At 71.2% G+C, this 16,354-nt stretch carries 13 protein-coding genes; 9 read left to right on the top strand and 4 right to left on the bottom strand.

The genetic code is table 11. From position 1 onward, the window contains the following. Nucleotides 1-46: 46 nt before the first annotated feature. On the bottom strand, nucleotides 47-1,252 hold the full coding sequence (locus AB0435_RS01055; RefSeq protein WP_366425877.1) for an RICIN domain-containing protein: 1,206 nt from the start codon (nucleotides 1,250-1,252) through the stop codon (nucleotides 47-49). 221 nt (nucleotides 1,253-1,473) lie between these two features. On the opposite strand from AB0435_RS01055, the gene AB0435_RS01050 reads away from it, so the two are divergent. The 4 genes from AB0435_RS01050 to AB0435_RS01035 all read left to right on the top strand — a co-directional run bounded on the left by AB0435_RS01050 (nucleotide 1,474) and on the right by AB0435_RS01035 (nucleotide 4,289). Then, a complete protein-coding gene (locus tag AB0435_RS01050; protein ID WP_366002193.1) occupies nucleotides 1,474-1,671 on the top strand; it encodes a hypothetical protein in 198 nt (65 codons plus the stop codon). Continuing rightward, nucleotides 1,659-1,928: a hypothetical protein gene (locus tag AB0435_RS01045; RefSeq protein ID WP_366002061.1), complete on the top strand. Its 270-nt coding sequence runs from the start codon at nucleotides 1,659-1,661 to the stop codon at nucleotides 1,926-1,928. Before AB0435_RS01050 ends, AB0435_RS01045 begins: the two co-directional genes overlap by 13 nt. 124 nt (nucleotides 1,929-2,052) lie before the next feature. Then, entirely contained in the window at nucleotides 2,053-3,768 is a 1,716-nt protein-coding gene (gene metG / locus AB0435_RS01040) for a methionine--tRNA ligase (RefSeq protein WP_366002062.1), read from the top strand. 152 nt (nucleotides 3,769-3,920) lie between these two features. Beyond that, nucleotides 3,921-4,289, top strand: coding sequence for a DNA-binding response regulator (locus AB0435_RS01035; protein ID WP_366425876.1), 369 nt, complete (start codon nucleotides 3,921-3,923; stop codon nucleotides 4,287-4,289). A 195-nt stretch (nucleotides 4,290-4,484) separates the two neighbouring features. On the opposite strand, the gene aspS is transcribed toward AB0435_RS01035, so the two are convergent. Beyond that, a complete protein-coding gene (aspS, locus tag AB0435_RS01030; RefSeq protein ID WP_366425875.1) occupies nucleotides 4,485-6,260 on the bottom strand; it encodes an aspartate--tRNA ligase in 1,776 nt (591 codons plus the stop codon). Nucleotides 6,261-6,437: 177 nt separating this feature from the next. On the opposite strand from aspS, the gene AB0435_RS01025 reads away from it, so the two are divergent. After that, entirely contained in the window at nucleotides 6,438-8,594 is a 2,157-nt protein-coding gene (locus tag AB0435_RS01025) for a SpoIIE family protein phosphatase (protein WP_366002065.1), read from the top strand. Here the strand turns inward: AB0435_RS01025 and AB0435_RS01020 are convergent. Next, nucleotides 8,552-9,502, bottom strand: a complete 951-nt coding sequence (locus AB0435_RS01020) for a pirin family protein (protein WP_366425874.1) — start codon at nucleotides 9,500-9,502, stop codon at nucleotides 8,552-8,554. The two genes, AB0435_RS01025 and AB0435_RS01020, sit on opposite strands and share 43 nt — an antisense overlap. Nucleotides 9,503-9,625: 123 nt before the next feature. Here AB0435_RS01020 and AB0435_RS01015 point away from each other — a divergent pair, with 123 nt between their 5' ends. Next, entirely contained in the window at nucleotides 9,626-10,558 is a 933-nt protein-coding gene (locus tag AB0435_RS01015) for a trypsin-like peptidase domain-containing protein (protein ID WP_366002079.1), read from the top strand. A gap of 43 nt (nucleotides 10,559-10,601) precedes the next feature. Here the strand turns inward: AB0435_RS01015 and AB0435_RS01010 are convergent, their stop codons facing one another. Beyond that, complete coding sequence (locus tag AB0435_RS01010; RefSeq protein WP_116212775.1) at nucleotides 10,602-11,054, bottom strand: SseB family protein; 453 nt, start codon at nucleotides 11,052-11,054, stop codon at nucleotides 10,602-10,604. A gap of 128 nt (nucleotides 11,055-11,182) precedes the next feature. Here AB0435_RS01010 and AB0435_RS01005 point away from each other — a divergent pair, with 128 nt between their 5' ends. From AB0435_RS01005 to AB0435_RS00995, 3 genes are all read left to right on the top strand, one after another. Continuing rightward, nucleotides 11,183-13,009: an acyl-CoA dehydrogenase gene (locus tag AB0435_RS01005; RefSeq protein WP_366002080.1), complete on the top strand. Its 1,827-nt coding sequence runs from the start codon at nucleotides 11,183-11,185 to the stop codon at nucleotides 13,007-13,009. A 131-nt stretch (nucleotides 13,010-13,140) separates the two neighbouring features. Continuing rightward, a complete protein-coding gene (locus tag AB0435_RS01000) occupies nucleotides 13,141-14,427 on the top strand; it encodes a M18 family aminopeptidase (protein WP_366002081.1) in 1,287 nt (428 codons plus the stop codon). A 1-nt stretch (nucleotide 14,428) separates the two neighbouring features. Continuing rightward, nucleotides 14,429-16,285: a BTAD domain-containing putative transcriptional regulator gene (locus AB0435_RS00995; protein ID WP_366425873.1), complete on the top strand. Its 1,857-nt coding sequence runs from the start codon at nucleotides 14,429-14,431 to the stop codon at nucleotides 16,283-16,285. Nucleotides 16,286-16,354: the final 69 nt, after the last annotated feature.

The following is a 16,354-nucleotide window of genomic DNA, read 5'->3' as shown; positions in this document are numbered from 1 at the left end:
GAGGGTCGCACCTCCCGCCACCCGGGCAGACGTCTCCCCGGCCGCCCTACAGCCAGGCCCCCAGCAGGAAGGGGTACGCGTCGAGGATCTCCGACGGGCCCCGGACCACCTCGCGCAGCGTGAAGACGACGTACTGCTCGCCCTTCGTCGCGAAGAAGTGCGTCTCCTCCCCCACGCCCGCCGACGTCACCGCGTCCGGCACACCCGTGAACGCCTTCGGCAGATGCCCCAGTTCGACGTCGTGCACCTCGCGCTCGTACGCGGTCCCCGGCCGGTCGACGACCACGATCCCGCGCTCCCCGAACACCAGATAGGACGAGCCGTCCGGCGCCGCGGACACCGCCTTGAAGCGCCGGCCGACCCGCGGCTGGAGCTCCTGGGCGGGGAAGTACTCGTCGGCGGGCAGCAGGTCCTCGCCCTCGTGGTCGGAGAATTCGACGGCGAGGTCGCCCTTGACGCCGAGGTACGGGTGCCGGTGGCCGCGCGGGGTGCGCGTCACGAAGTCGAAGCCGCCGTGGAACTCCTTGGCCAGGTGCGGGAACGCCTCGCTGATCTTCATCCGCCCGGCCTCCACCCGGTTCCGCCGGGAGAACCGCACGACCTCGTCGCCCCGGAACCCGGCGAAGCGGATGTACGGCGTCCGGTCGGCCCCCGGCACCCACTTGGAGACCGTGCCGAAGACGCCGCCGGTCGCCTCCAGCGTCGTCTTGAGCACGCTGGAGGCCGTGGCGACGACGCCCCCGGCGCCGGGCTCCACGACCAGACCGGCCAGCGCGTCGAACGCCCGTTTCTCACCGGCCGGTTCGACGGCCTCGAAGTGCCACCGCCGGTCCCCGGCAGGGGCGATCGCGCTCTCCGCCGTCTGCTCGATCACCGCGCCCTCGGCGGCGGAACCACCGCGCACGGTCAGCCGCAGGCCACTGCCGACGTTGACGACGGGCGAGCCGTTGACGTCGTCGTCCGTGATCCGCCAGGTCTGGCTCCGGTACGCGGGCGCGCTCTCCTCCAGACGCGTCTGCTCGACGGCGGCACCCTTGCCGTACCGGCGGACCCGGAGATAGCGGCCGCTGCGCAGATTCCGCACCCGGTAGGTGTCCCTGCCCCCTTGCCCGGCCTCCAGCCGCCACGCCTGCCCGGCCCGCGCCGGCCACTCGCGCAGCCGCTCCTGCACCACCGCCGCGCCCTTCGCCGTCAGATACAGCCCGGTCTCGTCGTTCCTGATCAGGTACGTGGTCTTGGCGCTGACGCTCATGGACCCTCCTGTGAACGGCCGGAATCGCTGCCTTGCTCCGGCGCCCCACGTTAGGAGCGCGCGGGAGGGGGTGCGACAGGAAACCCGGCCATCCGCACGGCTGTGGACCAAGGCTCGTTCAAGTGGCCTGATCAGGCTTACGCCTCAGTGGGCATCCTCCATGCGTGAGCAATGAAAATCCCCCCTCGCTCCCTGCCCCCACTCCCCCTCCTCCCGCGTCCGTGAGCTATGCCGTGGACACCCGCACCAATCGCCTCGGCCAAGTCATGGACCGGCACGCCGGATACGTACAGCTACGCCCTCCGCAGGGCGGCGTCGAATGGGACTGCCCGCCCGAGTACGCCCGGCCCGCCTCCGAGGCGGAGGCGCTGCGCGCCCGTGTGGCACGGCTGAATGCCGAGAGCAGGTGGGGGCTTTGACCGCGCGCACCGTCTTCCTGTTCGGGAACTGGACGCTCCAGCCCGACCTGGAGCCGGACGCGGAGCCGATCACGTACGCGATGCAGTGCGCGGTGTGCGAGGAGTGCTCGGACGCCGTCGAGGACGTCGCGGACGCCCAGGGCTGGACGTTCCGGCACGCGGGGCACCACCCGTCCCACCACACCTACCGGGAGGTGATCACCAGGCCGTGGCGGGCGTGGATGGCCGAACCGCCGCCGGCCGCGGGCGGGGCCTGAGACCGGCGGGCCGCGAGCGGCGGGGTGACCCCCCGCGGCGGACGCCGAAATCGCCGCGCGGGCACCCCTCGGCCCTCGGATACGCTAAAGGTCTCTGTAAACCGCGACCAGGGAGCAGCCGGAAATGGCTCGACACCTCATCACCAGCGCCCTTCCGTACATCAACGGGATCAAGCACCTGGGCAACATGGTGGGGTCCATGCTCCCGGCGGACGTCTACGCGCGCTTCCTCCGCCAGACCGGCCGCGAGACGCTCTACATCTGCGCCACCGACGAGCACGGCACGCCCGCCGAGCTCGGCGCGAAGGAGCTCGGTCTGCCCGTCGCCGAGTTCTGCGCCCAGCAGCACGACGCGCAGAAGGCCGTCTACGACGGCTTCGGGCTGTCCTTCGACTACTTCGGCCGCAGTTCCTCCCCCGAGAACCGCGAGATCACCCAGCACTTCGCGCGGCGGCTCAAGGAGAACGGCTTCATCGAGGAGCGGGCGATCCGCCAGGTCTTCTCGATCACCGACGACCGCTTCCTGCCGGACCGCTACATCGTCGGCACCTGCCCGCACTGCGGCTACGACAAGGCGCGCGGCGACCAGTGCGAGAACTGCACCCGCGTGCTCGACCCGACGGACCTGATCGACGCCCGCTCGGCGATCAGCGGCAGCAGCGACCTCGAGGTGCGCGAGACCAAGCACCTCTTCCTGCTCCAGTCGAAGCTCCAGGGCGAGGTCGAGGCGTGGATCGACGAGCACGGCAAGGACTGGCCGGTGCTGGCCTCCTCCATCGCCCGCAAGTGGCTGACCGAGGGCCTCAACGACCGCGCCATCACCCGTGACCTGGAATGGGGCGTGCCCGTCCCGGCCGACACCTGGCCGGAGCTGGCGGCCGAGGGCAAGGTCTTCTACGTCTGGTTCGACGCGCCCGTCGAATACATCGGCGCCACCAAGGAGTGGGCGGACCAGGACCCGGGGAACCGCGACTGGAAGTCGTGGTGGTACGAGGCCGAGGACGTCCGCTACACCCAGTTCATGGGCAAGGACAACGTCCCCTTCCACACGGTGATGTTCCCGGCCACGCAGCTCGGCACCCGTGAGCCGTGGAAGAAGGTCGACTACGTCAAGGCCTTCAACTGGCTCAACTACTACGGCGGCAAGTTCTCCACCTCCCAGAAGCGCGGCGTCTTCACGCGCGACGCCCTGGAGCTGCTGCCCGCCGACTACTGGCGCTATTTCATGATGGCCAACGCCCCCGAGTCGGACGACACGTCCTTCACATGGGAGCTGTTCTCCGCCACGGTGAACAAGGACCTCGCCGACGTCCTCGGCAACTTCGTCAACCGCGTGCTCTCGTTCTCCAGGAAGCGCTTCGGTGACGAGGTCCCCGCGGGCAGCGAGGCGGGCGAGGCGGAGGCGGCGCTCGGCCGCGAGGTCGCGGAGCTCCTCGCGGAGTACGAGCGGCACATGGAGGAGCTCCAGTTCCGCAAGGCCGCGCAGGCGCTGCGCGCGCTGTGGAGCGCGGGCAACTCCTACCTGGAGACCAAGGCCCCCTGGCTGGAGATCAAGACCGACCCCGAGGCCGCGGCGCTCACCCTGCGCACGGCGATGAACCTCATCCACCTCTACGCCGTGGTCTCCGAGCCCTTCATCCCGGCGTCCGCCGCCGCGATGCGGTCCGCGTTCGCGCTGACCGACGACAACGCCACGTGGATCACGCCGGACGAGGCCAGGTCCCTGTCCTTCGTCCCCGCGGGCACGGCCTTCACCGTGCCGCCGGTGCTCTTCGCGAAGATCACCGAGGACGACCTGGCGGCGTACCGCGAGCGCTTCGGCGGCGGCGAAGAGGCGTAATCGCGCCCTTCCCCCGCCCGGCCGGGCCCGGAACCATGACGGTTCCGGGCCCGGCCTTTTCCGTATTGATCGATCGGCAATCGTTCGTTGACAGCGGCCTTGCAAGGTGGGACGCGCAGATACATGGGGGAAGTCGAAGACGAGGAAAAGAAGTGTCCGACAAACGCATCACCGTGACCGTGCACGCGACCGACGAGCTCAACCGGGCGAGATTCGTCCGCCGGCTGCGGGAGCTGCCCGAGGTGCGCGTGGTCCGCGAGGACGGGGACGTGTCCTTCGTCCTCATGGGCGCGGACGACGCCCCGGCCGCGGCGGAACTGCGCCGCCGGGCCCGGGACAGCGACGAGCGCGTCGTCCTCGTGGCCGAGGAACTCGGCGAGACGGAGCTCATGGCGGTGGCGGAATACGGGGTGCGGTCGGTCCTCTGCCTGAGCCGCCTCACGGCGTGGCGCCTGATCCGCGCGGTCCACACGGCGGTGGGCTGCTGCACGAGGGCTCCGCTGGTGACGGCGCTGGTGTGACCGCCCTCGAACGCCAGGCTGATATTCAGCCCGTCCGGCGTTTGAGGACAACGCGGCGAAGCCGTGTTGCTGGGGGTCTGGGGGCTTGCCCCCAGTTTCGGGAAGGGGCGGGGCTGGGGAAAGAACCACCGCCCCCCGGATACGGCAAACGCCGGGCAGGACCAAAATCCCACCCGGCGCCCGAACAACCGCCCGCTACTTGGCCGGCTTCGCCGGCTGCGGCTTGCGAAGCTGAAGGTGAAGCTCCTTGAGCCGCGACTCGTCCACCTCGCTCGGAGCCCCCATCAGCAGATCCTGCGCGTTGCCGTTCAGCGGGAACGCGATCGTCTCGCGGATGTTCGGCTCGTCCGCCAGCAGCATCACGATGCGGTCGACACCCGGCGCGATGCCGCCGTGCGGCGGGGCGCCGAACTTGAACGCGCGCAGCATGCCGCCGAACTCGCGCTCCACGTCCTCGTTCGAGTAACCGGCGATCTCGAACGCGCGGTACATGACCTCGGGCTCGTGGTTGCGGATGGCGCCGGAGGACAGCTCGGTGCCGTTGCAGACGATGTCGTACTGCCAGGCCAGGATGTCCAGCGGGTCCATCGTGTTCAGCGCCTCCAGGCCGCCCTGCGGCATGGAGAAGGGGTTGTGCGAGAACTCGATCTTGCCGGTCTCCTCGTCCTTCTCGAACATCGGGAAGTCGACGATCCAGCAGAAGCGGAAGACGTTCTCCTCGAAGTGGCCGGCGCGCTTCGCGGCCTCGACGCGGACCGCGCCCATGATCTTGGAGACCTCGTCGAACTCACCGGCGCCGAAGAAGACGGCGTGGCCGGGGACCAGGCCGAGGGCCTCGGTCAGGGCCTTGACGTCCTCCTCGGTGAGGAACTTCGCGATCGGGCCGGCCAGCTCGCCGCCCTCGCCCACGCGGACCCAGGCCAGGCCCTTCGCGCCCTGCTCGACCGCGTACTCGCCGAGGCCGTCGAAGAACTTGCGGCTCTGGCCGGCGGTGTCCGGCACGGCCAGCGCGCGGACGTGCTTGCCGGCGAACGCCTTGAAGCCGCTGTCGGCGAAGACGCCGGAGACGTCGACCAGCTCCAGCTTGGCGCGGAGGTCCGGCTTGTCGGAGCCGTACTTCAGCATCGCCTCGCGGAAGGGGATCCGCGGGAACGGCGAGGTGACGTGGCGGCCGTTGCCGAACTCCTCGAAGAGCTCGGTCATGACCTTCTCGATGACCTGGAAGACGTCCTCCTGCTCGACGAAGGACATCTCCATGTCGAGCTGGTAGAACTCGCCCGGCGAGCGGTCCGCGCGGGCGTCCTCGTCGCGGAAGCAGGGCGCGATCTGGAAGTAGCGGTCGAAGCCCGCGATCATCAGCAGCTGCTTGAACTGCTGGGGGGCCTGCGGCAGCGCGTAGAACTTGCCGGCGTGCAGGCGGGAGGGCACCAGGAAGTCGCGCGCGCCCTCGGGGGAGGTGGCGGACAGGATCGGGGTGGCCAGCTCGTTGAAGCCCTGCGCGACCATCTTCTGCCGGATGGCGGAGATGACCGCCGAGCGCAGCATGATGTTGCGGTGCATGCGCTCGCGGCGGAGGTCGAGGAAGCGGTACTCCAGGCGCCGCTCCTCGTTCACGCCGTCGTCGGCGTTGATGGTGAAGGGGATCTGCTCGGCGGTGCCGAGCACCTCGACCTCGGTGACCTCGATCTCGATCTCACCGGTGGGCAGCTCGGGGTTGACGTTGTCCGCGCCGCGGCTCATGACCTTGCCGTCCACGCGGACGACGGTCTCCTTGGTCAGGTGGCTCAGGGCCTCGTTCGCGGCGGTGCCGGGGCGGGCGACGAGCTGGACCAGACCGTGGTGGTCGCGGAGGTCGATGAAGAGGATGCCGCCCAGGTCGCGCCGATTGTGCAGCCAGCCACTCAGTCGCACGTCGGTGTCGACGTCAGCCGCACGGAGCTCGCCGCAGGTGTGGGACCGGTACCGATGCATCGTTCATCCAAGTCGTTGGTCGAGGTGTGATCGAGGTCGTCGATCGAGGGCCTTGATCGAGGTCGTTGATCGGGCGGGGCGCCGGGTCGAACGACGTAGCAGCCCCTGTGCAAGCCTACCTACTGCTGCGAGCGGCCTCGGTGGTGTCCGGCGCCGATACCCGCATAAAGTGGGGCAATGCGCACCGAGGACGTACTGGCCGCTGTAGCGACCGGCCTGTGGCAGTGGGACAACGCCACACGCGTCGTCACCTTCGATGCCGAGGCGGCCCGCCTCGTGGGCCTCCCCGCCGCGCGCGTGGAGCTGACGGAGTCCGAGACCCGCGGCCGCTTCCACGCCGTCGACTGGGTGGAGGTCCAGGGGATCATCAGCCTAGCGGTGGCCGAGGGCACCCTCGCCGAGGCCCGGCTCCGGGTGGTCGACGAGGAGGGGCGGGTGCTGCGGACGCTGCGCAGCCGCGCCCGGCCCCTCACCCGCGACGGCGAGCACGTCCTGGTGGGGACGCTGGAGGAGGTCCCCCAGCCGATCCAGGGCACCTCGGCGGTGCGCACGTCGGTCACGGGCGACTGGCGCCGCAACAGAGAAGCGTTTCTGCTGGACGCCGGGCGGGCCCTCGCGGAGGCCCGCTCGACGGCCGAGGTGCTGCGCGTGGCGGCGGGCCTTTCGATGCCCGGCTTCGTGCCGTCGGGCCTGGCCGTCTTCAGCGCGGAGGCGTCCCGGGTCAAGGTCATCGGCCACCAGGGCTACGGCCCGGGCGAGGCGGCGCCCTTCCTCGACCTGCCGCTCACCGCCGGCTATCCGGCCGCGGAGGTCATCCGCACCGGCCGCGCGATCTATTTCCCCTCCCCCGAGGACTACGAGCGCCGCTTCCCCGACGCCTGGAAGGACGTGGCGCACTTCGGCCGCAAGGCGTGGGCCTTCCTGCCGCTGATCAACGCGGGACAGATCATCGGCGCCTGGATGGCGGGCTTCAGCGTGCCGGTGGCCTTCACCCCCGACGAGCGGTCCGTGCTCACCACCGTGGCCCGGATGCTCGCGCAGGCGCTCAGCCGGGCCAGTGTCCACGAGTCCGAGCGCGAGCTGACCGTGGGCCTCCAACGCTCGATGATGCCCACGCTCCAGCCGGACATCCCGGGGATGTCGGTGGCCGCGCGGTACGTCCCGACCGGCGGCGGGCTGGACGTCGGCGGCGACTGGTACGACATGATCCCGCTGCCCAACGGCAAGATCGCCCTGGTCATCGGGGACGTGCAGGGGCACGACGTCCGGGCCGCGGGGCTGATGGGACAGCTGCGGATCGCCCTGCGCGCGTACGCCTCCGAGGGACACCACCCCGACGCGGTCCTCTCCCGGGCCTCGCGCTTCCTCGCGGGGATCAACGCCAGCGAGACCGAGGGCGACGACATCGAACCGCGCTTCGCCACCTGCCTCTACACCGAGGTCGACCCCGCCACCGGGCGGCTCACCATCGCCCGCGCCGGGCACCCCGACCCGGCGATCCGGCTCACCGACGGCACGATGCTCCTGCGGCCCACGGCCGGCGGCCTGCCGCTCGGCATCGACCCCGACACCGACTACCCCACCACCCGGCTCGTCCTCGAACCCGGCGAGACGATGCTCGTGTGCACCGACGGCCTCATCGAGACCGGCGGCCACGACCTGGAGACCGGCTGGGAACGGCTGCGCGGGATCATCGAGGGGCACACCTGCGACGAGGAGGGCGTCCGGGCCACCGAGTGCCTGGAGGCGCTCGCCGACGCGCTCGTGCAGGGCGTGCACGGGCCGTCCTCCCACTACACGACCGGCCCGCTCGCCGACCGGCGCGAGGACGACATCGCCGTCCTCCTGCTCGCCCGCGAGGGCGCGGCCCGCACCGGTGCCCCCGCCCCGCGCCGCACCGTCCTGACCATCGCCCAGGCCGAACCGGAGCGCATCGCCGAGGCCCGGCGGCAGCTGCGCCTCCTGCTGCACGACTGGCCGGACCCGGACCAGGTCGACTCGGCCGTCCTGATGGTCTCCGAGATGGTCACCAACGTCCTCGTGCACACGGACGGGGACGCGCTGCTCAGCGCCCAGATCTCCGGCGAACACGGCTCGCGCTGCGTGCGCGTGGACGTGGCGGACGGCAGCGACGAACTCCCGCACCGGCGGCACCCCGGGGAGATGGCCTCCTCGGGGCGCGGCCTGGTGCTGATGGAACTGCTCGCCGGCGCCTGGGGGGTGGACCCCCGCGGCGAGGGCAAGAACATCTGGTTCGAGCTCTACGAGACGGACGGCGCCGGCACGCTGGATCAGGCGTCGGCCGGGATCACGCCGAGCCTGCCGGACTGGTAGTCCTCAAACGCCTGCGCGAGCTCGGCGTGGGTGTTCATCACGAACGGCCCGTAGTGCATCATCGGCTCCCGGATCGGCCGCCCGCCGAGGAGGACGACCTCGAAGTTCGGGCTCCGGGACTCCTGCGACTCGTCGGCCCGGAGGGTGACCGAGTCGCCGTTGCCGAAGACGACGGACTGGCCCGTACGGAAGGGCCGCTTGTCCTCGCCCGCCGTGCCGCGCCCGGCCAGCGCGTACGCCAGCGCGTTGAAGTCGGCCCGCCACGGGAGGGTCAGCTCGGCCCCCGGGTTCAGGGACACGTGCAGCATCGTGATGGGCGTGTGGGTGATGCCCGGACCCTCGTGCCCGTCGATGTCACCCGCGATCAGCCGCAGCAGCGCACCGCCGTCCGACGACGTCAGCAGCCTGACCTGGCCGCTCCCGATGTCCTGGTAGCGCGGGGACATCATCTTGTCGCTCTTCGGAAGGTTGACCCACAGCTGGAGGCCGTGGAACAGCCCACCGGTCATCACCAGCTGCTCCGGCGGCGCCTCGATGTGGAGGATGCCGGAGCCTGCGGTCATCCACTGGGTGTCGCCGTCGGCGATGGTGCCACCGCCGCCGTGCGAGTCCCGGTGGTTCATGGTGCCGTCGATGATGTACGTGACGGTCTCGAAGCCGCGGTGCGGGTGCCAGGGGGTGCCCTTGGGCTCGCCCGGGGCGTACTCCACCTCGCCCATCTGGTCCATCATGATGAACGGGTCGAGGAACTTGTAGTTGATCCCCGCGAAGGCCCTGCGGACGGGGAATCCCTCTCCCTCGAAGCCCGACGGCGCGGTCGCGACGTGCAGCACCGGCCGCTGCTTCGCGTCGGCCGGAGCGGTGACGCGCGGCAGGGTCAGCGGGTTCTCGACGGTCACAGCCGGCATGGCAGCCTCCTCGGTTGTTCTGCCCCCAAGTTAGTTGAAGAGTGAACAACCCGCAAGGGTCGCCGCATTCCCAGCCGCATTCCCACGCGCCGGACGTCGCCGCCGACCATGGACACTGGATCAATGCGCCTGAACGTCCGTGGACCCGGCCCGGCCGCCCTCTCCGCCCTGATCGCCGCCGTCCTCGCCCTGGGCGCCATCGCGCTGGTCATGGCCAAGCACGGGATCGCCACGGACGCGCCCGTCGCGCAGGGTGACGCCGCGGGCCACTACGCGCAGCCGGAGGAGGCGGGCGACGCCGCGTCGAAGGCGCTGCTCGCGACGGTGCGCACCGAGCCTGCCGCCCCCGCGCACCCGGACGCCGTGCTCGCGGACCGCCCGGACCCGCTGCCCGCCTCGGAACCGCTGGAGGCGTCCGGGATCAAGCCGTCACCCGCGGTCGGGCCGCTCTTCTACACCGGTGAGGGAACGCCGGGCCACGGCTGCACCGCGAGCGTCGTGCACAGCCCCAAGGGCGATCTCGTACTCACCGCCGCGCACTGCGTCCACCAGGACGGCTTCCGTACGGACATCGCGTTCGCCCCGGGCTATCACGACGGGGTCGCGCCGTACGGCGTGTGGGTGCCCACCTCCATCGACATCGACCCGGAGTGGGCGGCGGACCGCGACCCGGACCACGACGTCGCCTTCCTGCGGGTCCGCAAGGTCGGCGACCGGACGCCGATCGAGCGCGTCACCGGCGCGGAGAAGCTCGGCCTGAAGCCGGCCGCGCGGCGGGCGGCACGGCTGATCGGCTACCCGGCGGAGCAGGAGACCCCAGTCGCCTGCCAGAACGCGACCGACAGCTACAGCCCTACCCAGCTCCGCTTCGACTGCCGCGGCCTGACGAACGGCACGAGCGGCGGCCCGATACTCACCGATGTCGACCCCGCGACGGGCCTGGGCACGGTCAACGGCGTCGTGGGCGGCTATCAGGAGGGCGGCGACGACGAGACGTCGTACAGCTCGTACTTCGGCGACGATGTGGCGGCGCTCTACCGACGGGCCACAGCCTGACCGCATTTATGCACAGCGTTGCCGATGCGGCCGGTCAGTACACCTAGCCGTACATGCGGCGCATCGCGAAGTCGACCATCTGCTCGACTGCCTTCGCGTCGAAGACCATGCGGTGGTCGCCCTCCATGTCGAGGACGAAGCCGTAGCCGGTCGGCAGGAGATCTATGACCTCGGCACCGGTGATCACGAAGTACTTGGACTCCTTGCCCGCGTACCGCCGCAGCTCCTTGAGCGAGGTGAACATCGGGATCACCGGCTGCTGGGTGTTGTGCAGGGCGAGGAAGCCGGGGTTGTCACCGCGCGGGCAGTAGACCTTCGAGCTCGAGAAGACGACCTGGAAGTCCTCCGCGGACATCGACCCCGTGGTGAAGGCCCGGACCGCGTCGGCGAGCGACGGCGGGGACGGCTCGGGGTAGAGCGGCTGCTCGCCGTAGCCCCCGGGCTGCTGCGGCGGTGCGTAACCCTGCGTTCCCGCGTTCTGGTCGTAGCCGTACATGCGCCAAAGCGTACTCAGTCACAGTTGGACGATCAGGGGTTGCGTCTTATTACCGGTGGGTAGCATCATGGAAATTACTGCCCGGTACGTATTTGAGGTCTACCTCCCAGCCTTACGGAGCCGTTGTCATGGGCCACTACAAGTCGAATCTCCGCGACATCGAGTTCAACCTCTTCGAGGTGCTCGGCCGCGACAAGCTGTACGGCTCCGGCCCGTTCGCGGAGATGGACATCGAGACCGCCAAGGACATCCTCTCGGAGATCACGCGCCTCTCCGAGAACGAGCTGGCCGAGTCCTTCGCCGACACCGACCGCAACCCGCCGGTGTTCGACCCGGAGACCAACACCGCCCCGGTTCCGGACACCTTCAAGAAGAGCTACCAGGCGTACATGGACGCCGAGTGGTGGCGCCTCGGCATCCCGGAGGAGATCGGCGGCACCACCGCACCGCGCTCGCTGATCTGGGCCTACGCCGAGTCCATCCTGGGCTCCAACCCCGCGATCTGGATGTACTCCTCGGGCCCCGCCTTCGCGGGCATCCTCTTCGAGGAGGGCACCGAGCAGCAGAAGCACATCGCGAAGATCGCGGTGGAGAAGCAGTGGGGCTCCACCATGGTGCTGACCGAGCCGGACGCCGGCTCGGACGTGGGCGCCGGCCGCACCAAGGCGGTCAAGCAGGAGGACGGCTCCTGGCACATCGAGGGTGTGAAGCGCTTCATCACCTCCGGTGAGCACGACATGGCGGACAACATCCTCCACTACGTCCTCGCCCGCCCCGAGGGCCACGGCCCGGGCACCAAGGGCCTGTCGCTCTTCCTCGTCCCGAAGTACGAGTTCGACTTCGAGACCGGCGAGCTGGGCGAGCGCAACGGCGTCTACGCCACCAACGTCGAGCACAAGATGGGCCTCAAGGCGTCCAACACCTGCGAGATGACCTTCGGCGACAAGCACCCCGCCAAGGGCTGGCTCGTCGGCGAGAAGCACGACGGCATCCGCCAGATGTTCATGATCATCGAGTTCGCCCGCATGATGGTCGGCACGAAGGCCATCGCCACCCTCTCCACCGGCTACCTCAACGCGCTGGAGTACGCCAAGGAGCGCGTGCAGGGCCCGGACCTGGCCAACTTCATGGACAAGGCCGCGCCCAAGGTCACCATCACCCACCACCCCGACGTGCGCCGCGCCCTGATGACGCAGAAGGCGTACGCGGAGGGCATGCGCGCCCTCGTCCTCCACACCGCCGCGGTGCAGGACGACATCATGGTCAAGGAGGCCGCGGGCGAGGACGCCAAGGCCCTGCACGGCCTCAACGACCTGCTGCTGCCGATCGTCAAGGGCTACGGCTCGGAGAAGTCCTACGAGCAGCTCGCCCAGTCGCTCCAGACCTTCGGCGGCTCCGGGTACCTCCAGGAGTACCCGATCGAGCAGTACATCCGCGACGCGAAGATCGACACGCTCTACGAGGGCACGACCGCCATCCAGGGCCAGGACTTCTTCTTCCGGAAGATCGTCCGCGACCAGGGCCAGTCCCTGAACACCCTGGCCGAGGAGATCAAGAAGTTCCTGGCCTCCGAGGCCGGCGGCGAGGAGCTGGCCGCCGCGCGCGGCTCGCTCGCCAAGGCCGCGGTGGACCTGGAGGCGATCGTCGGCAAGATGATCACCGACCTCACCGCCACCGGCGAGGACGTCAAGAACATCTACAAGGTCGGCCTCAACACCACCCGCCTGCTGATGGCCTCCGGCGACGTCGTCGTCGGCTACCTCCTGCTCCGGGGCGCGGCCGTGGCCGCCGAGAAGCTGCCGACCGCCTCCTCCAAGGACAAGGCGTTCTACGAGGGCAAGATCGCGGCGGCGAAGTTCTTCGCCCACAACATCCTGCCGGGCGTCTCCCTGGAGCGCGGCCTCGCCGAGTCCATCGACAACTCCCTGATGGAGCTGGACGAGTCCGCCTTCTGAGGCACCACCGCGAGGCGCACCGCCGGACCGTGAGGTTCCGGTGACGCCGTCTCCTCCCTCGTCCCGCACATCGGCCACGGGCCCGCTCTCCCACCCGGGAACAGCGGGCCCGTAGTCCTTATCCTGAGGCCATGAGCCCTGCGCACCGCTTCGACCGCGGCCACACCGACGACCTGATCTCCTTCCTCGCCGCCAGCCCCTCCCCGTACCACGCGGTGGCCAACACGGCCGCACGACTGGAGAAGGCGGGCTTCCGCCAGATCGCGGAGACCGACGCGTGGGACGCGTCGGCGGGTGGGAAGTTCGTGCTGCGCGGCGGCGCCCTCATCGCCTGGTACGTCCCTGAGAGTGCGACAGCGGCCACCCCCTTCCGCATCGTCGGCGCGCACACCGACTCGCCCAACCTCCGCGTCAAGCCGCTGCCCGACACCGGTGCGCACGGCTGGCGCCAGGTCGCCGTCGAGATCTACGGCGGCACCCTGCTCAACACCTGGCTCGACCGCGACCTCGGCCTCTCCGGCCGGGTGACCCTGCGCGACGGCAGCCACCACCTCGTCAACGTGGACCGCCCGCTGCTGCGCGTGCCGCAGCTCGCCATCCACCTCGACCGGGGTGTCAACGACGGCCTCAAGCTCGACAGGCAGCGGCACATGACGCCGATCTGGGGCCTGGGCGAGCCGCGCGAGGGCGACCTCGTCCGCTTCGTCGCCGGGGAGGCCGACCTGGCCGCCGACGAGATCGCCGGCTGGGACCTGATGGTCCACAGCGTGGAGCCGCCGGCCTACCTCGGCCGCGACCGCGAACTGCTCGCCGCGCCGCGCCTGGACAACCTGCTGTCCGTGCACGCGGGCGCGGCCGCGCTGGCCACCGCCGCCGGCGACCACCTGTCGTACATCCCGGTCCTGGCCGCCTTCGACCACGAGGAGAACGGCAGTCAGTCCGACACCGGCGCCGACGGCCCGCTGCTGGGCACGGTGCTGGAGCGGTCCGTCTTCGCCCGCGGCGGCTCGTACGAGGACAAGGCGCGCGCCTTCGCCGGGACCGTCTGCCTGTCCTCCGACACCGGCCACGCGGTGCACCCCAACTACGCGGAGCACCACGACCCGGGCCACCACCCGGTGCCCAACGGCGGGCCGATCCTGAAGACCAACGTCAATCAGCGGTACGCGACCGACGGCGGCGGCCGGGCGGTCTTCGCCGCCGCGTGCGAGCGGGCCGGCGTGCCGTGGCAGCACTTCGTCTCCAACAACTCCATGCCCTGCGGCACGACCATCGGCCCCATCACCGCCGCCCGCCACGGCATCTCCACCGTCGACATCGGCATCGCCTGCCTGTCCATGCACTCCGCGCGCGAGCTGTGCGGCGCGGACGACCCGCACCTGCTGGCCGCCGCGCTGACGGCCTTCCTGGAGGGCTGATTTGGAGTTCTCCCTGCTGGGTCCGGTCACCGCCACCGCCGCCTCCGGTGAGCTCCCGCTGGGCCCCGCCAAACGGCGCAGCGTGCTCGCCATGCTGCTGTTGCAGCCCAACACGACGGTCTCCGTGGCGCAGTTGATCGACTCGGTCTGGGAGGACGCACCGCCCGCCCACGCCCGCACGGTCGTCCAGGGCCACGTCTCGCGGCTCCGGGCGACACTGGCCGAGGCGGGCGCCGACGCGTACGGGGTGTCGCTGGCCACGCACGGTTCGGCGTATCTGCTGCGGCTGCCGGAGCGGGCCGTCGACACGTACCGCTTCGGCGAACTCGTCGCCCGCGCACGCCCGGAGGAGGCGCCGTCGGAGGCGGTGGGGCTGCTCCGTGAGGCGCTGGGGCTGTGGCACGGTCCGGCGCTCACCGGCACGGTCCTCACGCCGTCGCTGGCCGCCGCCGCGCACGCCCTGGACGAGCGGCGGCTCACCGCCGTCGAGGCGCTCGCGCGCGCGTACGGCGCGCTGGGCGCGCACGACCACGCGGCCGCGGTGCTGCTGCCGGAGGCCGTCGGCCATCCCCTGCGCGAGTCCCTCGTGGCCACGCTGATGCTCGCGCTGTACGGCGCGGGCCGGCAGTCCGAGGCGATCGAGTGGTTCCACCGCACGCGGCGCCTGCTCGCGGACGACCTGGGCGTGGGTCCGGGCGAGGCGCTGCGCACGGCCTACGCGCACATGCTCACGCCCGCTCCGGGCGGCGCTCCTGGTCCGAGCGGGGACGCGCGCGGCCCGCGGTGGGCGGCCGACGGCGCCGACAGGCCGCGCGCGTCGCTGACGGGGCCCTGGGCCACTCCGCAGCTGCTGCCCCGGCGGCCCGCGGGGTTCCTCGGCCGGGACCGCGAACTCGCCGGGCTGACGCGGCTCCTGGGCGGCCCAGGCGCGGCGCCCGTGCCCGCGGCCGGTGAGGTCGCGCTCGTCACCGGGCCCGCGGGGGTCGGGAAGAGCGCGTTCGCCGCGCACTGGGCGCACGTCCACGGCGACGCGTTCCCCGGCGGCCGGCTCTACGCCGATCTGCGGGGGTTCAGCGGCGGCGAGGAGGCGCAGCCCTGCGAGGTGCTGCGGGAGTTCCTGCTGGCGCTCGGCACGCCGGGTGACCGCATACCCGCCTCGCCGCAGGCCGCGTCCGCGCTCTACCGCTCGCTGGTGGCCGGGCGTCAGGTGCTCGTCGTCCTCGACAACGCGCGCAGCTCCGCCCAGGTGCGGCCGTTGCTGCCCGCCGGTGCGCGGTGCGCGACGATCGTCACCAGCCGCAGCCGGCTCGACGGCCTGGTGGCGACGGACTCGGCGCGGCCGCTGCGGCTGCGCTCGCTCGGTACGGAGGACGGGGTGGCCCTGCTGGGCACGGTCCTCGGGCCCGACCGGGTCGCCGAGGACCCGGACGCGGCGGCCGAGCTGGTCGCGCTCTGCGACGGCCTGCCGCTCGCGCTGCGGGCCGCGGCCGCCCAGCTGACAGCCCGCCCGCGCTGGCGGCTGGGCAGGCTCGCCGCGGCACTGCGGGACGAGCGCCAGCGGCTGGCCCTGCTGTCCGCCGAGGACACGGGCGTGGCGGCGGCCCTGCGCGCCTCCGCGGCCCGTCTGTCGGAGGACGACGCCCGGCTGCTGAGCGCGCTGGGCACGGGCTTCACGCGCGTCGTGGACGCCTCCGCCGTCGCCGAGCTCGCGGGCGCCGACCCCGACGTGACGCGCTACGGCCTGGACCGGCTGGCGGAGATGCACCTGGTGGACGAGGAGGCGACGGGCCGGTACGTCATGAGCGACCTGGTCAAGCTCTTCGCGCAGCGGCCTCCGCCACAGGAGCCGCGCGACTGATCCGGTCGCGGGCTCGAACAGAGCACGGGCAAGCCGGGGTCAAGACCACACATTCGGGGCACCGAATGC

Source organism: Streptomyces sp. NPDC051173 (assembly GCF_040689515.1).
Taxonomy (GTDB): domain Bacteria; phylum Actinomycetota; class Actinomycetes; order Streptomycetales; family Streptomycetaceae; genus Streptomyces.
Note: the sequence above shows the minus strand (reverse complement) of the source record. Positions and strands in the feature narration are given on the sequence as shown.